Annotated in this window: 13 protein-coding genes; 6 read left to right on the top strand and 7 right to left on the bottom strand. The window is 70.4% G+C overall.

Going from position 1 to position 20238, the window contains the following annotated elements:
* Nucleotides 1-151: 151 nt before the first annotated feature.
* Complete coding sequence (locus ACFWBD_RS03495; RefSeq protein ID WP_385662006.1) at nucleotides 152-1597, bottom strand: MFS transporter; 1446 nt, start codon at nucleotides 1595-1597, stop codon at nucleotides 152-154.
* Nucleotides 1598-1714: 117 nt separating this feature from the next.
* Here ACFWBD_RS03495 and dusB point away from each other — a divergent pair, with 117 nt between their 5' ends.
* Entirely contained in the window at nucleotides 1715-2869 is a 1155-nt protein-coding gene (gene dusB, locus ACFWBD_RS03490) for a tRNA dihydrouridine synthase DusB (protein ID WP_385662003.1), read from the top strand.
* Between the two features lie 15 nt (nucleotides 2870-2884).
* On the opposite strand, the gene ACFWBD_RS03485 is transcribed toward dusB, so the two are convergent.
* The 3 genes from ACFWBD_RS03485 to ACFWBD_RS03475 all read right to left on the bottom strand — a co-directional run bounded on the left by ACFWBD_RS03485 (nucleotide 2885) and on the right by ACFWBD_RS03475 (nucleotide 8689).
* Entirely contained in the window at nucleotides 2885-4969 is a 2085-nt protein-coding gene (locus ACFWBD_RS03485; protein WP_385662000.1) for a CDP-alcohol phosphatidyltransferase, read from the bottom strand.
* A 175-nt stretch (nucleotides 4970-5144) separates the two neighbouring features.
* Complete coding sequence (locus ACFWBD_RS03480) at nucleotides 5145-7094, bottom strand: glycogen debranching N-terminal domain-containing protein (protein ID WP_385661997.1); 1950 nt, start codon at nucleotides 7092-7094, stop codon at nucleotides 5145-5147.
* The gene (locus tag ACFWBD_RS03475) at nucleotides 7091-8689 is read right to left on the bottom strand and encodes a hypothetical protein (RefSeq protein WP_385661995.1); all 1599 of its coding nucleotides are present in this window, start codon (nucleotides 8687-8689) and stop codon (nucleotides 7091-7093) included. Before ACFWBD_RS03475 ends, ACFWBD_RS03480 begins: the two co-directional genes overlap by 4 nt.
* Before the next feature lie 120 nt (nucleotides 8690-8809).
* On the opposite strand from ACFWBD_RS03475, the gene ACFWBD_RS03470 reads away from it, so the two are divergent.
* From ACFWBD_RS03470 to ACFWBD_RS03450, 5 genes are all read left to right on the top strand, one after another.
* Entirely contained in the window at nucleotides 8810-10036 is a 1227-nt protein-coding gene (locus tag ACFWBD_RS03470; protein WP_385661992.1) for an ROK family protein, read from the top strand.
* A gap of 498 nt (nucleotides 10037-10534) precedes the next feature.
* Nucleotides 10535-13282, top strand: coding sequence for a pyruvate, phosphate dikinase (gene ppdK, locus ACFWBD_RS03465; RefSeq protein ID WP_385661989.1), 2748 nt, complete (start codon nucleotides 10535-10537; stop codon nucleotides 13280-13282).
* 248 nt (nucleotides 13283-13530) lie between these two features.
* A complete protein-coding gene (locus ACFWBD_RS03460; RefSeq protein ID WP_385661986.1) occupies nucleotides 13531-13959 on the top strand; it encodes a hypothetical protein in 429 nt (142 codons plus the stop codon).
* A gap of 61 nt (nucleotides 13960-14020) precedes the next feature.
* Nucleotides 14021-14710, top strand: coding sequence for an ABC transporter ATP-binding protein (locus ACFWBD_RS03455; protein ID WP_385661983.1), 690 nt, complete (start codon nucleotides 14021-14023; stop codon nucleotides 14708-14710).
* On the top strand, nucleotides 14707-17001 hold the full coding sequence (locus ACFWBD_RS03450) for an FtsX-like permease family protein (protein ID WP_385661981.1): 2295 nt from the start codon (nucleotides 14707-14709) through the stop codon (nucleotides 16999-17001). The genes ACFWBD_RS03455 and ACFWBD_RS03450 overlap by 4 nt, the downstream gene beginning before the upstream one ends.
* A gap of 77 nt (nucleotides 17002-17078) precedes the next feature.
* Here ACFWBD_RS03450 and ACFWBD_RS03445 read toward each other — a convergent pair whose 3' ends face one another.
* The 3 genes from ACFWBD_RS03445 to ACFWBD_RS03435 all read right to left on the bottom strand — a co-directional run bounded on the left by ACFWBD_RS03445 (nucleotide 17079) and on the right by ACFWBD_RS03435 (nucleotide 20000).
* Entirely contained in the window at nucleotides 17079-18083 is a 1005-nt protein-coding gene (locus ACFWBD_RS03445; RefSeq protein ID WP_385661978.1) for an alpha/beta fold hydrolase, read from the bottom strand.
* A gap of 259 nt (nucleotides 18084-18342) precedes the next feature.
* Nucleotides 18343-18819, bottom strand: a complete 477-nt coding sequence (locus ACFWBD_RS03440; protein ID WP_385661975.1) for an excalibur calcium-binding domain-containing protein — start codon at nucleotides 18817-18819, stop codon at nucleotides 18343-18345.
* A 173-nt stretch (nucleotides 18820-18992) separates the two neighbouring features.
* Entirely contained in the window at nucleotides 18993-20000 is a 1008-nt protein-coding gene (locus ACFWBD_RS03435) for an SMP-30/gluconolactonase/LRE family protein (RefSeq protein ID WP_385661972.1), read from the bottom strand.
* Nucleotides 20001-20238: the final 238 nt, after the last annotated feature.

Below are 20238 nucleotides of genomic sequence, written 5' to 3'. Positions count from 1 at the left end.
AGTGCCAAGAGTGCCAAGAGTGCCGAGAGTGCCGAGATCGCCGAGATCGCCAAGAGTGCCGAGACCGCCGAGATCGCCAAGACCGCCGAGATCGCCGAGATCGCCAAGAGTGCCGAGACCGCCAAGAGTGCCGAGACCGCCGGGAGCGGGGTCAGGCGCTGAGGCTCGCCGCCTCCCGGATCTCCGGCGCCTCCAGTCGCCGCGCGGTCCGCTCCGCCGTCCGCCGGGCCCAGGACCCGGTGGTCACGGCGCCCAGGGCGAGGACGACGACACCGCAGCCGGTGAGGATCCACCAGCCGGGGAGGGCCGCGGAGACGAAGGTGTCGCGGTACGCCGAGGGGCTCACGCCCGCCGCCAGGACCGCGCCGATCACCGCGACGCCCAGTGTCTGGCCCAGCTGACGGCTGGTGGAGGCGACCGCGGCCGCGACCCCCGCCTGACCGCGGGGCATGCCCGACACCGCCGTGTTCGTGATCGGCGCGTTCACGAACCCGAAGCCCACCCCGAACAGCACGTACCCGAGGAACAGGGTCGCGTCGGACGTCTCCGCCTCGAAGACGGCGAACAGCAGCCCGCTCGTCGTGATCGCGGCGCCCGAGATCAGCAGCGGCAGCCGCGGTCCCCGGCTGCCGACCAGCCGTCCGGACAGCGGGGCGCACAGGAACATCGGCACGGCCATGGGCAGCATCCACAGCCCGGCGTGCAGGGCGTCGAGGCCCCGTACGTTCTGCAGGTACAGCGTGGACAGGAACAGGAAGCCGCCCAGCGCGGCGAACGCGGCGACCGCGACCACGGTCGCCCCGCTGAACGGGACCGACCGGAAGAAGCGCAGGTCGACGAGGGGTTCATCGCGCCGGGGCTCGTACCGGAGCAGGCCGATCAGCGCGGCCAGCGCCACCGCGGCGAAGGGGAGGCTGGTCGAGGCGCCCGCCTCCGGCGCCTCGATGATCGCGTAGGTGAGGGGGCCGAACAGGGCGATGACCAGCAGCTGGCCGACCGGGTCGGGGCGGCGGGCCTTGGGCGCGCGGGACTCGGGGACGTAGCGCAGGGTCGCCAGCAGGGCGGCCAGGCCGATCGGCAGGTTGAGCCAGAAGATCGACCGCCAGCCGACGGACTCCACCAGGAGTCCGCCCAGCAGCGGGCCCGCGGCCATCGAGATGCCCACGACCGCGCCCCAGACCCCGATCGCGCGGGCCCGCTCGCGGGGGTCGGTGAACGTGTTGGTGATGATCGACATGGCGACCGGGTTCAGCATCGAGCCGCCGACCGCCTGCACCATCCGGGCCGCGATCAGCAGCTCCAGGTTCGGGGCGAGCGAGCACAGCAGCGAGCCGATCGTGAACACGACCAGCCCGGCCATGAAGACCTTCTTGCGGCCGATCCGGTCGGCGGTCGACCCCGCGAGCATCAGCAGCACGGCGAGCACGAGCGTGTACGCGTCGATCGTCCACTGGAGGCCGGCGGTGGAGGCGTGCAGATCGCGCTGCATCGCGGGCAGGGCGACATTGAGAACGGTGACGTCGAGGCTCACGATCAGCAGGCTCATGCAGCAGATCGCGAGGACCAGGAGACGTCGCCGAGGGCTGAGCTCGGGCATGCGCTCCATCGTACGCCGATATCAATAGTGCGCCTAACTAATGGTCGCTACATGATCCGTCGGCGGCCACGGGGAATATGCGGCCGGGCACGCCGTCCGATGCGTGACAATGGGTGGATGCCCACGACCGCGCCCACGCAGAACACGACCCTCCGGATCGGCCCGCACACCGTCACCCCGCCGGTCGTCCTGGCCCCCATGGCCGGGATCACCAACGCTCCCTTCCGCACCCTGTGCCGGGAGTTCAGCGGCGGCAAGGGGCTGTTCGTGAGCGAGATGATCACGACCCGGGCGCTGGTCGAGCGCAACGAGAAGACCATGCAGCTGATCCACTTCGACGCGACCGAGAAGCCGCGCTCGATCCAGCTGTACGGCGTCGACCCGGCCACCGTCGGCAAGGCCGTCCGCATGATCGCGGAGGAGGGCCTCGCCGACCACATCGACCTGAACTTCGGCTGCCCGGTCCCCAAGGTGACCCGCAAGGGCGGCGGCTCCGCGCTCCCCTACAAGCGCCACCTGCTGCGGGCGATCCTGCGGGAGGCGGTGAGCGGGGCCGGCGACCTCCCGGTGACGATGAAGATGCGCAAGGGCATCGACGACGACCACATCACCTACCTCGACGCCGGCCGGATCGCCGTCGAGGAGGGCGTCACCGCGATCGCGCTGCACGGACGCACCGCCGCCCAGCACTACGGCGGCACCGCCGACTGGGAGGCGATCGCCCGCCTGAAGGAACACGTCCCGGAGATCCCCGTCCTCGGCAACGGCGACATCTGGTCGGCCGAGGACGCGCTGCGCATGGTGCGCGAGACCGGCTGCGACGGCGTGGTCGTCGGACGCGGCTGCCTCGGCCGGCCGTGGCTGTTCGCCGACCTCGTGGCCGCCTTCGAGGGGCGGACCGACGACATCGCACGGCCCTCGCTCCGTGAGGTCGCCGACATCATGGTCCGGCACGCCACCCTGCTCGGCGAGTGGATCGGCGACGAGCCGCGCGGGGTCATCGACTTCCGCAAGCACGTCGCCTGGTACCTCAAGGGCTTCGCCGTCGGCTCCGAGATGCGCAAGCGGCTGGCCATCACCTCGTCCCTCGCCGAACTCCGGGCCGGTCTCGACGAGCTGGACCTCGACCAGCCCTGGCCCACCGGCGCCGACGGCCCCCGGGGCCGCACCTCCGGCAACAACAGGGTCGTGCTGCCGGACGGCTGGCTGAAGGACCCGTACGACTGCGCGGGCATCAGCGAGGACGCGGAACTGGACACCTCCGGCGGCTGACGTCCCGTCGCGCGCTCAGCCGGTCGACGGGTGCGGGGTCGAGCCGTACGCCGTCAGGAACTTGTCGCGGAAGGAACTCATCTTCCACACCGGGGCGTCGTGGGCCGGCTTCAGACCGTCCGTCCAGTTCCAGGCGGCGATCTTGTCGAGGACCTTCGGGTCCTTGGCGACGATCGAGACCGGCACGTCCCGGCTGGCGTTGTTGCCGCTGACCCGGCTGATGGGCTGGTGGTCGCCGAGGAACACCAGAACGGTGTCGTCGGTGCCGTAGCGCTCCAGCCACTGGGTGAGGGCGGTCACCGAGTACTGGATGGACCTGCCGTACTCCTTCTTGGACCTGGCCGAGTCGGCGATGACGTCGGACGCCTTCTCGCCGGCCGCCTGGATGTCCTCGAACACCGAGCCGTCGCCGAGCTCGTCCCAGCCGACCATCTTCGGGATCGGCGCCCAGGGCTGGTGGCTGGAGGTCAGGATGATCTCCGACATCAGCGGCTTGTCGCGGTCGGTGCGGCCGTGCTCCAGCCGCTGGAACGCCTCCAGGGCGTACTGGTCGGGCATGGTCGACCAGCTGAACTTCGGTCCCTGGTAGCCCATCTGGAAGGCGTTGTAGACCTTGTCCAGGCCGTAGAACCCCTGCTCCGGCCAGCCCTTCTGCACGCCCGGCATGATGCCGACCGTGTCCCAGGCGCCGGTCTTCTGGAACGCCTTGGTCAGGGACAGGTGGTCGCTGGCCATGACCGTGCGGTACCGCTGCTGGGTGTCGACCCACAGGCCGGACAGGGTGGTGGAGTGGCCGAGCCAGCTGCTGCCGCCGTACGTCGCCGAGGTCAGCCAGCCGCTCTTCGCGCTGAAGCCGGCCTTCGCCAGGGCCGCGGTGCTGGTGTCCAGGGTCTCGTCGACGCCGGGCGCCATGCCCGGATCCTCGATGGCGCTGCGGCCGTAGCTCTCGATGAAGGTGAAGATCACGTCCTTGCCGCGCAGGTCCGGCACGAGCTGGGCGGCCGGGGTGGCTCCGAACGTGTCGCTGCGGGCCACCTTCCCGAACGTCGCCTCGTCCTGGATGGTCACCCGCACCCGCCTGGCCTCGGAGACGAGCGTGTTCACGACCTGGTCGGAGGCGACCGGCAGCGCGGCGTACTGGACACCGAGGACGGAGCAGGTGATCCAGACGGTGCCCGCGATCAGCGTGCCCCGGGTCGCCCGCCGGGTGTCGCGCACCAGGATGCCGCTCAGCCGGACCGTCGCCAGCGCCATGACGGCCATGATCAGTACGACGAGCAGGACGAGCCCGATCGACGCGGCCAGCGCGACGGTCCCGCCCATCGAGTCCGCCACGTACGACTGCGCGTCGTCCAGCAGGGTCCAGTCCAGGACGAGGTCGAAGTCGCGGCCCAGGTACTCCACGAACTGCATGTCGAGCACGTTCAGAATGGTCAGCGCGCCGAGAGCCGCGCCGGCCAGCGCCGCCAGCGCCACCCGGGGCCGGCGCGGCAGCGCCAGCAGCACGGCCGCGCCGATGATCGCCTCACCCGGCAGCCGCACGAACCGGCTCAGGTGCAGCGCGAAGAGACGATTCGGCAGCGACAGCGCCCCGAATACGAGCACCAGGGAGACGACGGTCGCCGTCCACCACACCACCCGAGCCGCCCCCGGATACCGCCCCCGCCAGCCCCGCCAGTACGAAACCCGCGCCCGAAGCCCACGAGGCCTGGACTGGGCGGGTCCGCCGGCCTCGGCGGGTTCGCTGGGCTCTGCGGGTTCGCTGAGCTCAGCGGCCTCGGCGGGTTCGCTGAGCTCTGCGGACGCGCCGGACGCGCCGGACGCGCCGGACGCGCCGGACGCGGCGGGCTCGGCGGGCTCGGCGGGCTCACCGGACTCGCTGGGCTCAGCGGCCTCGGCGGAAGCGCCGGGCTCATCGGACTCGGCGGCCTCGCCGTCGGCGGCCGGAGTCTCCGTCGACCGGGGCTCGGCGGACGGGGTTGCAGCCGGCGGGGTCTTTGGTGATGGAGGTTCCGGCTGGGCCGTCGCCGTGGGGGGCGGGGTGTCGTCCTCGGGGTCCTGCGGTGTGGGCAGCTGGGATGAGTGAGTGGTGACAGGCACCCGAGGGTCCTTCCGTACGAAGCCCGGCGGTTCGGGGGATCCGGCATGGGGCCGGATCCGCCACAGTTTCGTACGGCCTGCCTTCGGCCCGCGTTCAACCCCCCTCGGCCAGCGCTCGGCAAACACCGCGCAAACGGCACGCCAAGCAGCCGGACCGGGGCCGGACCGGGGGAGGTTACGCGCCCCCGACCGCCGTGAGCAGCGCCAACGGGGCCGCCGCCGAACGGGACTCCCGTACACACGCGTGCGGGTACGGTACCGGCTCCGCGTGGGTGTCGCGGCCATAGCCCGCGAGGACCTCGGGGAGACGGTGCCCGGTCGCGGTCGCCGCGTCGACCAGCGCGTGGGCGACCGTACGGGCCTCGTCGTGCAGGCCGTAGCGGGCGAGGCCCAGCGTGATCAGCGCGTTGTCGTGCGGCCAGACCGAACCGCGGTGGTAGGAGAGCGGGTGGTACGCCGGCTGTCCGGACGCCAGGGTGCGCACGCCCCAGCCGGAGAAGAAGTCGGGTTCGAGCAGCCGCCGGCCGACGACCTCCCCGTACTCCTTGTCCAGCAGGCCCGACCAGAGCAGATGCCCGGCGTCCGAGGCGAGCGCGTCGACCTGGCGGCCCTCGCCGTCCAGAGCGAGCGCCGGGAAGGACCGCTCCCGCATCCAGAAGTCCCGCTGGAACCGGTCCCGCAGGTCGGCGGCCGCCTGTTCCAGCAGGGCCGCGTACTTCTCGTCCTCCCACACCGTGCGCGCCACCCACGCCGTGCGGCGCAGCGCGTCGTACGCGTAGCCCTGGGCCCCCGCCGCCAGCACCGCTCCGGTCGCGCGGGTGCCGTCCGCGGAGCAGATGGCGCCGGGGGAGTCCTTCCAGTTCTGGTTGGCCAGACCGCCCTGGTCGGCCCGGTACACCAGGTAGCCGCGGGAGGTGAGCCCGCCGTGGTCCAGCATCCAGCCGATCGCCGCGCGGGCGTGCGGCTCCAGCCGGCGGGCCAGCGCCAGGTCACGGGTCTGCTCGACATACGCGCCGAGGAGGACGAGGAACAGCGGGGTCGCGTCCACCGAGCCGTAGTAGCGGCCGTACGGGACCTGCCCGAAGTGGGCGAGCTCGCCGTGCCGCACCTCGTGCACGATCTTGCCGGGCTGGGACACCGCCCGCGGGCCGGTCTCGGTGGCCTGGGCCGCGGCGAGCGCGAGCAGCGTGGCGGCGGCCGGGCGGGAGCGGTAGGGGAGGGCGAAGAGCGAGGTGAGCAGGGCGTCACGGCCCAGCAGGGTCAGGAACCAGGGGGCGCCCGCCGCCGGGACGCGCAGCTCCTCGCCGTCCGGGCCGGTCGCCTGGACCTGGAGCGCGGCCAGGTCCGCGAGACCGCGCGCACAGGCCGCGGCCAGCTCGGGCCAGCCGGTCGGGAAGGCCACGCCCTCCGCGAACTCGCCTTCCTGCGCGAGGAGTTGCCCGGTGACCGAGGCCGGTGAGCGGGGCACCCGCAGGGTCCGCTTCTCACCGTGCGGCCGGGCCATCACCCGCAGGGTCAGTTCGGCGGAGCCGTGCGGTTCGAGCTCCAGCTTCCACACCAGCCGGCGGGCGCCGGTGCCGGTCTCCTCGACGCCGTCCGGCACGGGCTCGGCCGTCACCGTCGTACAGGACTTCCACTCGCCGCGCCGGTAGGTGAACTCCACGCCGTCGTCGAGGATCTGGCGTCGGCGTACGACGCCGGTCTTCGCGTACGTACGGTGGTCGGAGCGCAGTTCGAACTGGTCGGTGAAGTCGGCGTCGGCGGTGACCGCGAGGCGGACCGTCGTCGGCACCGGGCGGTTGCTGACGACCCGCAGCGTCTCCACGAACGAGCTGTCACCGACGGCCTGTTCGCGGAAGAGCGTGCAGGACGGCGGCTCGTTGCGGCCGCCGCGCGGGACGAGCACGCACCGCGTGGTGTCCCCGTCCGCGACCGGCGAGAGCACCTCCGGCACGGCGCCGTCGACCGTCAGCTGCCAGCGGCTGAGATGCCGGGCGTCCCGGACGAACAACCCTTCGGGGGACCCGTCGGCCACCCCGGAGCCCCGTACGCCGCTGATGTCCCCGCGGTCGCCCACGGCGGCGAACGTCCCGCCGTACACGAGCAGATGATGCCGGTCCGTCATCCCCGGTCCCCTCCCTTGAGCGCCGTGATACCCGTGCCGGCCGTGATGTCCGGGCCGGCCATGACACCCGTGCCTGACGTGGTGTCCTCGTGCAGCAGGTCGAGCGTGAGCGCGGCGGTCCAGCTGAAGCCGGTCGCGCCGCAGGCCTCGCCGGTGTACGGGTCGACGTACTCGGCGAAGTCGGAGGTGTCCGCGATGTCCAGCACGGCCCGGCGCAGCGCGTCCGCGTCGGCCTGGTTGCCGTGCAGCCTGAGGCCCCGCTCGAGCAGCCAGCTCGTGTTGAACCAGGCCGGGCCGCGCCAGTAGCGGTGCGGGTCGAAGGCCTCGCCGAGCAGGTCGTAGCTGGGGGCGAGGCGGGTGGTGGCGCCCAGACCGAAGTGCGGGCCGCGCAGGGTGCCGACGAGGGCGGCGGCCACCTCGCGCGGCAGGCCGGGCAGGAGAAGGGGGACGAGACCGGAGACGCCACGCTCGGGGACGAGGGCCCCGGTGAGCGGGCGCCGGCCCGGGTCCGGATCCCCGCCGCGCAGGTCATCCCCGCCGCGCAGGTCACGGCAGAAGAACATGCCCTCCGTCGGCTCCCACAGCCGCTCGACGAGCGCCGCCGTCAGCCGTTCCGCGCGCGCGTGGCGGGCCGTGCCGGTCGCGCCCAGCTCGGTCGCGATGCGGGCCAGGGCGTGTTCGGAGGCGATGAGCAGCGCGTTGAAGGCGGGATCCTCGACGGCGAACTCCGCGCCCCCGGCGCCATGACCTCCCCCACCGGGCCCGTCCCGGTGGCCGTCGTCCCAGACCCCGCCGTCGCGGTATCCGCCGTCCCGGTACTCCGTGGCCAGCCGCACGTAGCGCCCGTAGTCCAGGTCCGTCGGACGGTCCTCGGGCGCCCCGTGGTCGAGGTCGGCGCGCCGGAAGGAGCGGGCCGGGGCCGGGGTGACCCGGGAGAGCGGCGCGTCCCAGCTCGGTGCGTTGTCCATGCCCTGTTCCCACGGATGGACGACGGACACCAGCCCGCCCCCGCCCAGGTCGCGCCGGTGCAGCAGATAGCGGTGCCAGGCGGCCAGCCGGGGGTACACCCGGGTGAGGAATCCGCTGGCGCGCGAGAGCCCCGGGTCGGCGCAGTGCACCAGCCAGGCCGCGAGCGCGTGCACCGGTGGCTGCACGATGCCGGAGGTCTGTACGGTGCGCGGGGCGCCCGCGGCGCGCCCCGCGGTCGAGGAGCGCCAGAAGTCGGGGCTGGGGAAGTACGCGTCGAGCGGCACGGAGGGGTTGAACACGATGTGCGGGATGCGCCCGTCGCCCCACTGGGCGTCCAGCAGCGTCTCCAGCTCCGTCTGCGCCCGGCGCGGCGAGAGGTGCCGCAGGCCGATGGCGATGAAGGCCGAGTCCCAGGACCACTGGTGCGGGTACAGACCGGGGGAGGGAACGGTCGACGTTCCCGTCCAGTTGCCCGCCAGTACGTGCGCCGCCCGGCGGCGCAGAGCCGCGAGGTGCGGAGTGCCGGGTGCCGGAGCCCCGGGCTGCGGCGGACCCGGCGGAGCCGCCGGATCGTATGCAACGGCGTACTCCGCCGGGCGGGCGATGAGCTGGGCGGTGCGATCCACTCGGGGCTCCCCGAAGACGACAAGGCCGACCGGTTCGGCAGTGGCTACCATAGGGTTACGTCTATTTAACACGCAAAACTCAATATGTAATGCAGGCTTGAGAAACACAAGGGGGTGCGCATGACGGGACGCGGCCAGGCCAGCTCCGGGGATCTGCTCGAACTGGTGCGCAGGGGACGGGCGACGACACGTGGTGCCCTCCAGCAGGCCACCGGCCTCTCCCGCGCGACCGTCGGCCAGCGTCTGGACCGCCTCTTCCGCGCCGGCTGGCTGCGTGAGGGCGCCGGCGGCCCGGTCGACTCCCCGCTGGGCGGCCGCCCCTCGATCACCCTGGAGTTCGACGACGCCCACGCCGTCGTCCTGGCGGCGGACCTGGACACGCGGCACGCGCGGGCGGCCGTGCTGACGCTGACCGGGGAGATCCTGGCCGAGCACGGCGGCACGCTGGTCATCGAGGACGGGCCGGACGCGGTGCTCGGCGAGCTGGGCGGCTGGTTCGCCGAGCTGCTGGAGAAGGCGGGCCACCGGCCGGACGAGGTGTGCGGCATCGGACTCGCCGTGCCCGGCCCGGTCGACAGCGAGACCGGCCGGGTCGTCCAGCCGCCGATCATGCCCGGCTGGGACGGCTACGACATAAGGGGGCGCCTGTCCCGCGCCTTCACCGAACGGACGGCGGGCGCGGGCGGGGAAGCGGGTGGCGGCGCGGCGGTGGCGGTCCCCGTCCTCGTCGACAACGACGCGAACCTCATGGCGTACGGCGAACAGCGCACCGGATACGCCGACTGCTCGGCGTTCGTGCTGGTCAAGGTATCGACGGGCATAGGCGCGGGAGTCGTGGTCGGCGGCTCGATCTTCCGGGGCATCGACGGCGGGGCCGGCGACATCGGGCACATCCGGGTGGGCGCGGAGGCGCTGTGCCGCTGCGGTTCCTACGGCTGTCTCGCGGCGGTCGCCAGTGGTGGCGCCGTGGCGCGGAGGCTGGCGGAGTCGGGCGTTCCGGCCTCCTCGGGATCGGATGTGCGCGACCTGCTCGCGGCCGGCCACCCGGAGGCGGCCGCACTGGCCCGTGAGGCCGGCCGCCGGGTCGGGGACGTACTGGCGACCGTCGTGACGCTGCTCAACCCCGGGGTTCTGATGATCGCCGGGGATCTGGCCGGAACCGCCTTCCTGACCGGCGTGCGCGAGTTGCTCTATCAGCGTGCGCTGCCCCGCTCCACGGCCCACCTGGACGTGGTGACCTCGCGGCTGGGGGAGCGGGCGGGCCTGGTGGGAGCGGGTGCGCTGGTGGTGGAGCACCTGTACGCGCCGGAGCGGGCCGAGGAGCGGTTGCTGGCGCTCGGGGTGTGAGGGACGCTCGTGTGACGGGAGTTCCGGAACTCCCGGAACTCCCGGGACCCTCGTGTGACGAGCAGGTTTCCGTCCCTGGGCATGTCCTCGGGTGCGTCCGCATCGTGAAATCGAGGCGCCCACGCAAGGCTGATTCCGGCGTGATTCTCGCCACCCCTGAGGGGGGTAGTGCTCAGATGAGCGAATCAAGAGCGACTGCACTTCTCCAAGGGGTGGCACTCAGTGCCACCCCTTGATCGTTCATCGATCGAAATCAATCGTGCCGCACAGTGCTCATCTGAGCGTAATATGGGGCATGTGAGAGGCGGTCGGGAGGTGCTTGCGTTCAAGAAGTGAAAACATCGGCGGCCGCGCGCTTGCCAAGCCTTGACTTTCGATCCGCTGGCGGACGGTTGGTTACGGGCACATGACGCGCGAGTGGACGTACCCAGGAGCCTTCGATCTGGGTATGTTCCTGGCCGTCAGGGCAGCCACCGCGTCCTCGAGGAGTCGAGACCCGTGTCGGAAAACAAAGATCTCCAGGTAGCCGAGCAGGCCGCGACCGTTGAGGGCGTGAAGTTCGTCTACGACTTCACCGAGGGCAACAAGGACCTCAAGGACCTCCTCGGCGGCAAGGGCGCGAACCTCGCCGAGATGACCAACCTGGGCCTTCCCGTCCCTCCGGGCTTCACCATCACCACCGACGCCTGCAGGGTCTACCTCGACAGCGGCGACGAGCCGGCGGCACTGCGTGACGAGGTGAGTGCACACCTCGACGCGCTGGAGCAGCGCATGGGCAAGAAGCTCGGCCAGGCCGACGACCCGCTGCTGGTCTCCGTCCGCTCCGGCGCCAAGTTCTCGATGCCCGGAATGATGGACACGGTCCTCAACATCGGCCTCTCCGACAAGTCGGTCCTGGGTCTCGCCAAGCAGTCCGGAGACGACCGCTTCGCCTGGGACTCCTACCGCCGCCTGATCCAGATGTTCGGCAAGACCGTCCTCGGCGTCGAGGGCGAGCTCTTCGAGGACGCGCTGGAGGCCGCGAAGACGGCCAAGAAGGTCACGGTCGACACCGAGCTCGAGGCCGCGGACCTGAAGAAGCTGGTCACCCGCTTCAAGAAGATCGTCAAGACCGAGGCCGGCCGCGACTTCCCGCAGGACCCGCGCGAACAGATGGACCTCGCCATCCACGCGGTCTTCGACTCCTGGAACACCGACCGCGCGAAGCTCTACCGCCGCCAGGAGCGCATCCCGGGCGACCTGGGCACCGCCGTCAACGTCTGCTCGATGGTCTTCGGCAACCTGGGCCCCGACTCGGGCACCGGCGTCGCGTTCACCCGCGACCCCGCCTCCGGCCACCAGGGCGTGTACGGCGACTACCTCCAGAACGCCCAGGGCGAGGACGTGGTGGCGGGCATCCGCAACACCGTCCCGCTCGCCGAGCTGGAGTCGATCGACAAGAACTCGTACGACCAGCTGATCCAGATCATGGAGACGCTGGAGAACCACTACAAGGACCTCTGCGACATCGAGTTCACCATCGAGCGCGGTCAGCTGTGGATGCTCCAGACGCGTGTCGGCAAGCGCACGGCGGGCGCGGCCTTCCGCATCGCCACCCAGCTCGTCGACCAGGGTCTGATCGACGAGGCCGAGGCGCTCCAGCGGGTGACCGGCGCCCAGCTCGCCCAGCTGATGTTCCCCCGCTTCGACGAGGAGGCGAAGGTCCAGCAGGTCGGCCGGGGCATCGCGGCGTCGCCGGGCGCGGCGGTCGGCAAGGCGGTCTTCGACTCGTACACGGCCGTCAAGTGGTCCCGCTCGGGCGAGAAGGTCATCCTGGTCCGCCGCGAGACCAACCCCGACGACCTGGACGGCATGATCGCGGCCGAGGGCATCCTGACCTCGCGCGGCGGCAAGACGTCCCACGCGGCCGTGGTGGCCCGCGGCATGGGCAAGACCTGTGTCTGTGGCGCGGAGGAGCTCGAGGTCGACACCAAGCGCCGCCGGATGACGGTGCCCGGCGGCCATGTCGTCGAGGAAGGCGACCTGATCTCCATCGACGGCTCGAGCGGCAAGGTCTACCTGGGTGAGGTCCCGGTGGTCCCGTCCCCCGTCGTGGAGTACTTCGAGGGCCGGATGCACGCGGGCGCCAACGACGCCGACGAGCTGGTCGAGGCCGTGCACCGGATCATGGCGTTCGCCGACCGCAAGCGCCGCCTGTGGGTGCGCGCCAACGCGGACAACGCCGAGGACGCGCTGCGCGCCCGCCGCTTCGGCGCCCAGGGCATCGGCCTGTGCCGTACGGAGCACATGTTCCTCGGCGACCGTCGTGAGCTGGTCGAGCGCCTGATCCTCGCGGACACCGAGACCGAGCGCGAGGAGTCGCTGAAGGCGCTCCTGCCCCTCCAGAAGCAGGACTTCGTGGAGCTGTTCTCGGCGATGGACGGCCTTCCGGTCACGGTCCGGCTCCTGGACCCGCCCCTTCACGAGTTCCTGCCCGACATCACCGAGCTGTCGGTCCGCGTGGCCCTCGCCGAGTCCCGCCAGGAACCCCACGAGAACGAACTCCGACTCCTCCAGGCCGTCCACCGTCTGCACGAGCAGAACCCGATGCTGGGTCTGCGCGGCGTACGCCTCGGCCTGGTCATCCCCGGCCTGTTCACCATGCAGGTACGGGCGATCGCCGAGGCCGCGGCCGAGCGCAGGACGGCCAAGGGCGACCCGCGCCCGGAGATCATGATCCCGCTCGTCGGCACGGTCCAGGAGCTGGAGATCGTCCGCGAGGAGGCCGACCAGGTCATCGCGGAGGTGGAGGCGGCGACCGGCGTCCAGCTGAAGCTCTCGATCGGCACGATGATCGAGCTGCCGCGCGCCGCGCTGACCGCCGGTCAGATCGCCGAGGCGGCACAGTTCTTCTCCTTCGGCACCAACGACCTGACCCAGACGGTGTGGGGCTTCAGCCGCGACGACGTCGAGGCCTCGTTCTTCACGGCCTACCTGGAGAAGGGCATCTTCGGCGTCAGCCCGTTCGAGACGATCGACCGGGACGGCGTCGGCTCCCTGGTGAAGCTGGCGGTGGAGGCCGGCCGCGCCACCCGCCCCGACCTGAAGCTCGGCGTCTGCGGCGAGCACGGCGGCGACCCGGAGTCCGTCCACTTCTTCCACGAGGTGGGACTCGACTACGTCTCCTGCTCGCCGTTCCGGATCCCGGTGGCGCGGCTGGAAGCGGGCCGGGCGGCCTCGCAGTCGGCGGGCAGCGACCACCGCTGACACCCCGATAGCCCCGGAGCCGCCGCCGGTCCCCGACCCTCACCGATCGGCGACGGCCCCGGCGCACCAAGGAGGACGGCACCCTGTGCGGGGGTGCCGTCCTCTTGCGGTTTTCGGCGGGGTGTGGCTTGAAGTCGATCGCCTGATGTGATGGTTGTGGGGCGATAGATCGTTTCTGTCAACTTACGTGCCGCTACAGTCCGTTACTCACGGCAACGGCGGTGTTGCTGATGGTTACGGAGGCGTGGATGAAGAGGGCGTTGCTCGGCTTGGCTGCGGTTGGTCTGGCGCTCGGCGGGGCGGTGGCGGTTCCTGCTTCGCCGGTGCAGGGGAAGATCCCGAAACTCGCACCGCTGGGTGCCGAGTTCAGTCATGGCAAGTACAAGTTCAATCGGCCCGGAATCAATCACGGCGCCTTCGAATGGTGGGGTCACCTCAAAGACACGGACACCACTGACCGGCACAACGTCTATGTCGAGGTCAAGGTCCACGGACACGATTGGGTGCGCTACTACGGAAAGCAGCGGAGCTTGGTGCGCATGCATGAGTCCAATTGGGACGGTGCGCAGCGCTATACGGGAAAGGTCAAGCTCCGGGTCTGTCGCGACCGGGGTGCGCTTCGCCCGGACAACTGCGCTCAGGAGCAGGACTTCCGGTACGACTGGGATCATCGCTGACTAGTTCCGACTTCCCGAGCCCAGGTGGATTCGCCTGGGCTCGGGCTCTTGATAGGGGAAAGTGATCGACACGTCAGAAGTTCTTTCGGCCAATGGAGTTGACCTTCTTTATGGGGAAACTTCGGCTGTCAGGAACGCGCAGATTTCCCTGCACCGGGGAGAGGTTGCGGCGATCACCGGTCAAAGCGGTTCGGGCAAGTCGTCGCTCCTGTACTGCTTGGCAGGTGTGTTGCCAGTTGCTTGCGGCGAGATCCGCTTCGAAGGGCATTCCCTCGGGTCTCTCAACGACGAAGAACTAAGCGCACTCCGTCGTGAACGATTCGGCTTCGTTTTCCAGTACGGCGAGCTCTTGCCTGAGCTGACCGTGGAAGAAAATACGGCGCTGCCACTACGGCTGGCCGGACGGCGTAAGGCCGACGCGCTAGCCGCAGCCGGTGAGGTCCTGGGGCGGCTCGGCCTTGCTGATCTGCATCGGCGACGTCCGTCGCAGATTTCCGGGGGGCAGAGTCAACGCGTGGCGGTGGCTCGTTCATTGGTGCACAAGCCCGCCGTTGTTTTCGCAGATGAGCCCACCGGCTCACTCGACAGCAGCAATGCCACAGCAGTGCTGGAGGAGTTCCTCACTCTCGCGCGATCACAGGGGACCGCAGTTGTGCTCGTGACGCACGACACGCAGGTAGCAGCCCGGGCCGATACCCGATACACCATGTGTGACGGAATTCTCACGGCTCAAGGGCGGGTGGCGTCGTGAGTGAACTGGTCTTGGGGCTGCGGCTGTTGCTGGGAAGCGGGCGAGGTAATCGTGTGCGTTTCCTGCTTATGGTTGTGGGCAGCGGGATTGGTGTGTGCTGTCTGGCGGTTGTCCTAGCGATTCCGGGCATTCTTGCCGCGCAAGATGCCCGCAAGGCAGCTCGAGAGCCAGATTGCTCAAACGGGCGAGGCAGCTGTCTCTCAACCTCGGGAGACGGACTGGCACTCACCCGACTGGACCCCTATGGCTCCGAACCCCTCACTCGGATCTTCGTGGCTCAGACAGGTGCGCCTATCGCCCCTCCGCCGGGTCTGCCTGAACTTCCCGGCCCCGGTGAGGTGTTCGTATCCCCTCGGCTGCACGAGCTACTGAGCAGGGATTCCGGCCTTGCCAAACTCCTGCCGGGGAAAGAGGTTGGTCTCATCTCCGCTCAGGGGCTGGCCCAACCCGATGAGCTCTACGCGTATGTCGGCGCCAGTCCCGAAGAGCTCAAGGGGGGCGGCCATCTGTCGGCATTCGGTTGGAAATGGGCGCGCTTTCCCACCGTGGAGCCCTCCACGCTCGACATTCTGCGGTTCACCTTGGCAGGTGTCGTGCTGCTGCCGCTTGCAGTGTTCCTCTCCGTGTGTGCTCGGTTGTCCGCCGCCTCCCGTATGAGGCGGTTGGCCGCGTTGCGGCTGCTCGGGCTGAGCAGAAAGGGTACGCAGCGCGTCAATGCGGCCGAGACCGTCGCTGCCGCGTTGCTGGGAGCCGTCCTCGGTCTGGGCGCCTACTGGGTCGTCAACCAACTGGTCGCGCGGATGGGATTGCCCGGGTTCAAGTGGTACCCGGCCGATGGCGCGCTGTCCGGGACGGCGCTCCTCGTCTGTCTGGTGGGTTGTCCGGCGCTTGCCTGGTTCGTGGGCCGGGTCGGAGCGAAGAAGGCCGCGGCCAACCCGCTGGCCGTGCGACGCAGCGCCGTGGAGAAACCGCCGCGACTGTGGGGCCTGCTCCCGCTTGTTCCCGGACTGGGCATCGTCATCGGATACTGTGTGGCCGGCGCGACGGGGAACGTCCCCACGGACACCTCGCTCTCCGCGATCCTGATGCCGCTCGCCGTCGTGCTGGTCGGTACCGGCCTCGTGCTGTCGCTGCCGATCCTCTCGCGCGCCCTGGCCCGGGCAGTCGCCCGTGCCACGAGTTCGCTGTCTCTGGGTCTCGCCATGCGTCGCAACGAAGTGGAACCGGGCGGTGCGCTCCGCGTCGCGACCGGCCTGGTGCTCCTGGTCTACGCGGCGTCGCTCACGCAGGGCGTGCTCATCGAGCTGGATCAGGTGTCCAAGAACACCTCGCCGGTCCAGCTCTACACCATGGCGCTCGATGATGTTCCCCGGAACAAGGAGGGGGCTCTCACGAAGGTTCCCGGCGTCCGCAGTCACGCCATCCAGGCGCCGTCGTGGACGGACCCCGACAGCGAGGAACGGACGAGTATCAATGCCGTGATCGCCACCTGCGATCAGCTGCGCAGGATCGCGTCCTTGGTCGGGAACTGCGTCGAGGGACGTCCGGCACGGCTGATGGTCTCGGGGCACACCTACGACGAGGCCAGCAAGCCGGGCAGCAGCTTCCCCTTCCACCTGCGTAACTCCGAGGGCAATCGCCGGGTCGTCAACGTGCGGGTGCCGCGTCAGACAATCAAGTATCACGACGACACGGCAGCGCAGATGGTCAGCAGCGGCGCTGTTCTGATCCCGCCGTCCTTGTTCCCCGCCGGATTCCGTCCCGAGGAGCGAGCCACTCTCAGCCTTCTCAGCAGCTCCGCCCCCGAGACTGTTCGCTCCGTGCTCGAAGGCATCGCGGGGGTCGACCCCACGGTCGAGGTCGAGACGGACGGCGTGGATGCGGCGTCTCTCCAGCAGATCACCGTCGTCAAGACCCTCCTCGCCGTAGGCATGATCCTGGGGCTGATCATCGGTGTGGCGGCGTATCTCGTCGCCGCCACCGATCGAGCGGTGGAACGCCGGCCACAGGTCACCGCCCTGGCGTTGCTCGGGGCCAAACCCCGGACACTCCGGGCCGTTCAGGTCGCGCAGGTCGCGTTGCCCCTGGTTGTCGGGCTCGTGCTCGCGGTGGTGACCGGGAAGATGGCGGAGTCCAGTTACCTGGTGACCGGTGGCGGGGCCGTCTTCTGGGACGGGGCAGGGCTGCCGCTGCTTGTCGCTTCCGCGTTCGGCGTTGTGGTCGTCGCCGCGCTGGGCGCGCTGCCGTTGGTCGGGCGGCGGATTGATCCGGAGTTGATTCGGCGCGACTGAGGTCGGCGGTCGGATGGGGGTTAGGGGCGGCACCCTGAGTGTGGGGGTGCCGCCCCTGGCGTTTGCGGCGGGGGTGTTCAGGTCGGCAGGGTGGACAGCCAGGTGGTCAGGAGCTGGTTTGTTTCTTCGGGGTGTTCCTGCTGGAGCCAGTGGCCGCAGTTTTCGAGGATGTGGGAGGAGGTGAGGCCGGGGAGGGTCGTGGGGAATGCCTCGATCGCGGCGGCCAGCCAGGTCGTGGAGGCGTCGAGGGCGCCGGCGATGAACAGGGACGGCTGGGTGATCGGGGCGCCGGTGAGGTCCTTGAGGTCCTGCCAGTCGCGGTCCATGTTGCGGTAGCGGTTCAGGGCGCCGGTCATGCCGGTTCGCTCGAACTCCGCTGCGCAGAGGTCGAGGTCCGCCTCGGTGAGCCAGGCGGGGAGTCCCTCGGCGGGGAAGCGGTCGCGCAGCTTTCCGCCCCGGGTGACGAAGTGGGGGTCGGGGGAGTCCGCCGCCGGCATCGTGTCCGCGGACAGGGCGGCGTAGAAACCCGCGAGCCAGCCTCGTACGTCGGGCTCGATCTCCGCCTCGGCGCGGCCGGGTTCCTGGAAGTAGGAGACGTAGAATTCCTCCCCCTTCTCTTCCTCCCCGCCTGTCGCGCCCAGTTGTGCGAAGACCTCGCTCGGTTTCGGTCCGCCCGGCGGGGTGTAGGGGACGCTCAGCAGACCCACGGCGTGGAAGACGTCCGGGCGCAGCAGCGCCGAGTCGGCCGCGATCGTCGCGCCCCAGTCGTGACCGACGATCACCGCGGACCGCTCGCCCAGGGCGTGGACGACCGCGGCGTTGTCCTTCACCAGTTCCAGCATGCGGTACGCGTCCGTGGCAGGGGGTTTGGAGGAGCGGCCGTAGCCGCGGACGTCGATGGCGGCCGCGCGGTACCCGGCCGCGGCCAGCGCCGGCAACTGGTGACGCCAGGAGTGCCAGGTTTCGGGGAAGCCGTGCACGAGCAGGACCAGTGGGCCCTCGCCCTGTTCCACCACGTGGATCCGGCCGGCGGGCGCGGGGACCATGTGGTGTTTCGCGTCGCTCGCGGTCTGCTGGGACATCGGCCCTCCATGACTCGAGATCGTTTCGAGGATGAGGACGAGGATGCGGTCCTGGCGCGTATGCCGCGAGTTCTGTTGCCGGTTCGGCAAAACGGCCGGCCGTGCAGTCGGTGTTCACCCGGAGGAGGAGGCACCGTCGCGAATCGGTCGACGACGTGGCTCCGTGGCCGGGAACCTGCTGGTCACCTACGCGGACGGCTATCAGGGCGCGAGCGCCTAGTGAGGTGAGGGCCGGAGCGGCAGGCGCCGCCTTCGTTTCTCATTCGCAGCCGACGCCGTCGCCGTCGCGGTCCAGGTGGCGCCCGTAGCCGGGGTCGCCCACGCGGACCGGAGCGGCGCCGGCCGCGCGGGCGGCCGTGCAGTTGTCGTAGTAGACGCTTCCGGAATCGGCTGAGCCGTCGGATTCGGCGGAGTCGTCGGTACCTGCTCCGGTGCCGTTCTCGTTCGCCGCCGCCTTCGCCGTGACCGTCTTCGTCACCTTCACGGTCTCCGTCGCCGTGGCGGTCACCGTGCCCGCCGGTTCGGGGACGGCGGTTTCCGTCGTCGTGGCCGTCACGGTCACCGTGGGCTGCGGCTCGGCGGACGTCGGCTTCGCCTCGGTCTTCGTGTCGCCGTCGGATCCGCCGAGGCCCACGCCGACGAACAGGGCCAGGGCGAGGGCGGGCAGGACGTATCTCTTCCTGGCCCATCTGGGAGCGGGGTTCTGGGTGGGTGCGGTGGTGTACGGGTTGCTCATGTGCGTCCCCCGGGCTGTGGTGTGGTGTGAGGGGACGACGGTATGGCCGTTTTACGTGTGGTGCGGGAGACGTGGCTGTTCTGTGACTTTTCTGTGTGCATCGACCGGGGTGGCACCCGCGCTCGTCGAGTACCGCCCCTCCCCGTCCCCTCCTCGGCGGGCCGGACGATTCGTCAGATCGGCACCGCCACCGCTGTGAACGTCGTCTCCGGGAGTTGCGGGCTGGTGAAGCGCGCGTTGACCAGGTAGAGGCGGTCGCCGTAGCGGGCGGCCGTGGTGGGGACGTCGAAGCGGGGGTCGGTGATCGTGCGGGTGAGGGTGGCGGTGGTCGCCGTGCGGTCCAGGGACCAGACACTGATCAGGTTCAGGCGGTTCTGGACCACGTACAGCGTGCGGCCGATGCGGTAGAGGCCGTCGCCGTTCACCACGTCCGACGCGCCGACCAGCGTGATCCTCGTGGCGTGGCCCGTCCTGAGGTTCACGTTGTACAGCTCGCCCGGTGTGCTCTTGACGACGATCAGACCCCGGCCGTCCGGTGTGCCGACGATCCCGTTGGCGTTGTTCACGTCGGGGAGCTGGACCCAGTCGCCGGTGAGCGGAAGGGCGCGGATCTCGCCGTCGGTCCGGCCGCGTGGGACGCCGTACAGTACGGCGTCTCTGGAGTCGGTGAACCAGGCCCGGTCGCCCAGCAGGGTCACGTCGTTGATGAAATGACCTGCTGCCGGGACGAGTTGGTGGGTCGTCACCAGTGCACCGGTGCGGGAGTCGACCACGCGCGCCACTCCCGTGCTGCCCGCCACGTACAGCAGGCCGTCGTGGTCGAGCTTCAGGCCGACCGAGACCTGGCCGGTGCCGCCCGCGTACAGGACCGTGCCCTCGCCGGTGCGCAGGTCGGTGCGGAGGATGCCGCCGTGGGCGCGGGAGCCCTGGTAGGCGTACGGCTTGTTGCCGATGGCGATGCCCTCAGGGAGCCAGCCGTCGGGGAGGGGGTACTCGGTCGGCCAACTCGCCTCGTCCGTAAAAGACTTGGCGGACGAGGACGGGGAGGTGGCCGCGGTCGCGGCAGGAGCCGCTGTGGCCGCTGTGGTCGCCGTGGCCGTCACGGCGAGGGCGGCCAGGGCCGCGCCGCCGAGTACGGTGCGGCGGGACGGGGTGGGGGCGGGCGTGGGCGTGGGGGTCATGGTTACGTGCCTCCGTGAGTGGGGTGCGGGCGGCGAACGGCGTAACTCTGCGAACGGCGTGATTCTGAAAGTCGCGTGGCACGGCGAGTCGCGTGGCACGGCGAGTCGCGTGGCACGGCGAGTCGTGTGACTCTGCGAACCGCGTGACACGGCGAACCGCGTGACACGGCGAACTGTGGCCACACCGGGTGTGGTCTCACTCCGCTTCGACTTCGTTGGCGAGTAACGAGTCGCCGCC

This window comes from Streptomyces sp. NPDC060002 (assembly GCF_042737245.1).
Lineage (GTDB): Bacteria > Actinomycetota > Actinomycetes > Streptomycetales > Streptomycetaceae > Streptomyces.
This window is presented reverse-complemented; position numbering and strand designations above follow the sequence as displayed.

Coding starts and splice junctions, on each gene's coding strand:
- ACFWBD_RS03495 (WP_385662006.1), bottom strand. CDS start 1,597: ATGCCCGAGCTCAGCCCTCGGCGACGTCTCCTGGTCCTCGCGATCTGC.
- ACFWBD_RS03435 (WP_385661972.1), bottom strand. CDS start 20,000: ATGACCCCCACGCCCACGCCCGCCCCCACCCCGTCCCGCCGCACCGTA.
- ACFWBD_RS03440 (WP_385661975.1), bottom strand. CDS start 18,819: ATGAGCAACCCGTACACCACCGCACCCACCCAGAACCCCGCTCCCAGA.
- dusB (WP_385662003.1), top strand. CDS start 1,715: ATGCCCACGACCGCGCCCACGCAGAACACGACCCTCCGGATCGGCCCG.
- ACFWBD_RS03470 (WP_385661992.1), top strand. CDS start 8,810: ATGACGGGACGCGGCCAGGCCAGCTCCGGGGATCTGCTCGAACTGGTG.
- ACFWBD_RS03460 (WP_385661986.1), top strand. CDS start 13,531: ATGAAGAGGGCGTTGCTCGGCTTGGCTGCGGTTGGTCTGGCGCTCGGC.
- ACFWBD_RS03480 (WP_385661997.1), bottom strand. CDS start 7,094: ATGACGGACCGGCATCATCTGCTCGTGTACGGCGGGACGTTCGCCGCC.
- ACFWBD_RS03445 (WP_385661978.1), bottom strand. CDS start 18,083: ATGTCCCAGCAGACCGCGAGCGACGCGAAACACCACATGGTCCCCGCG.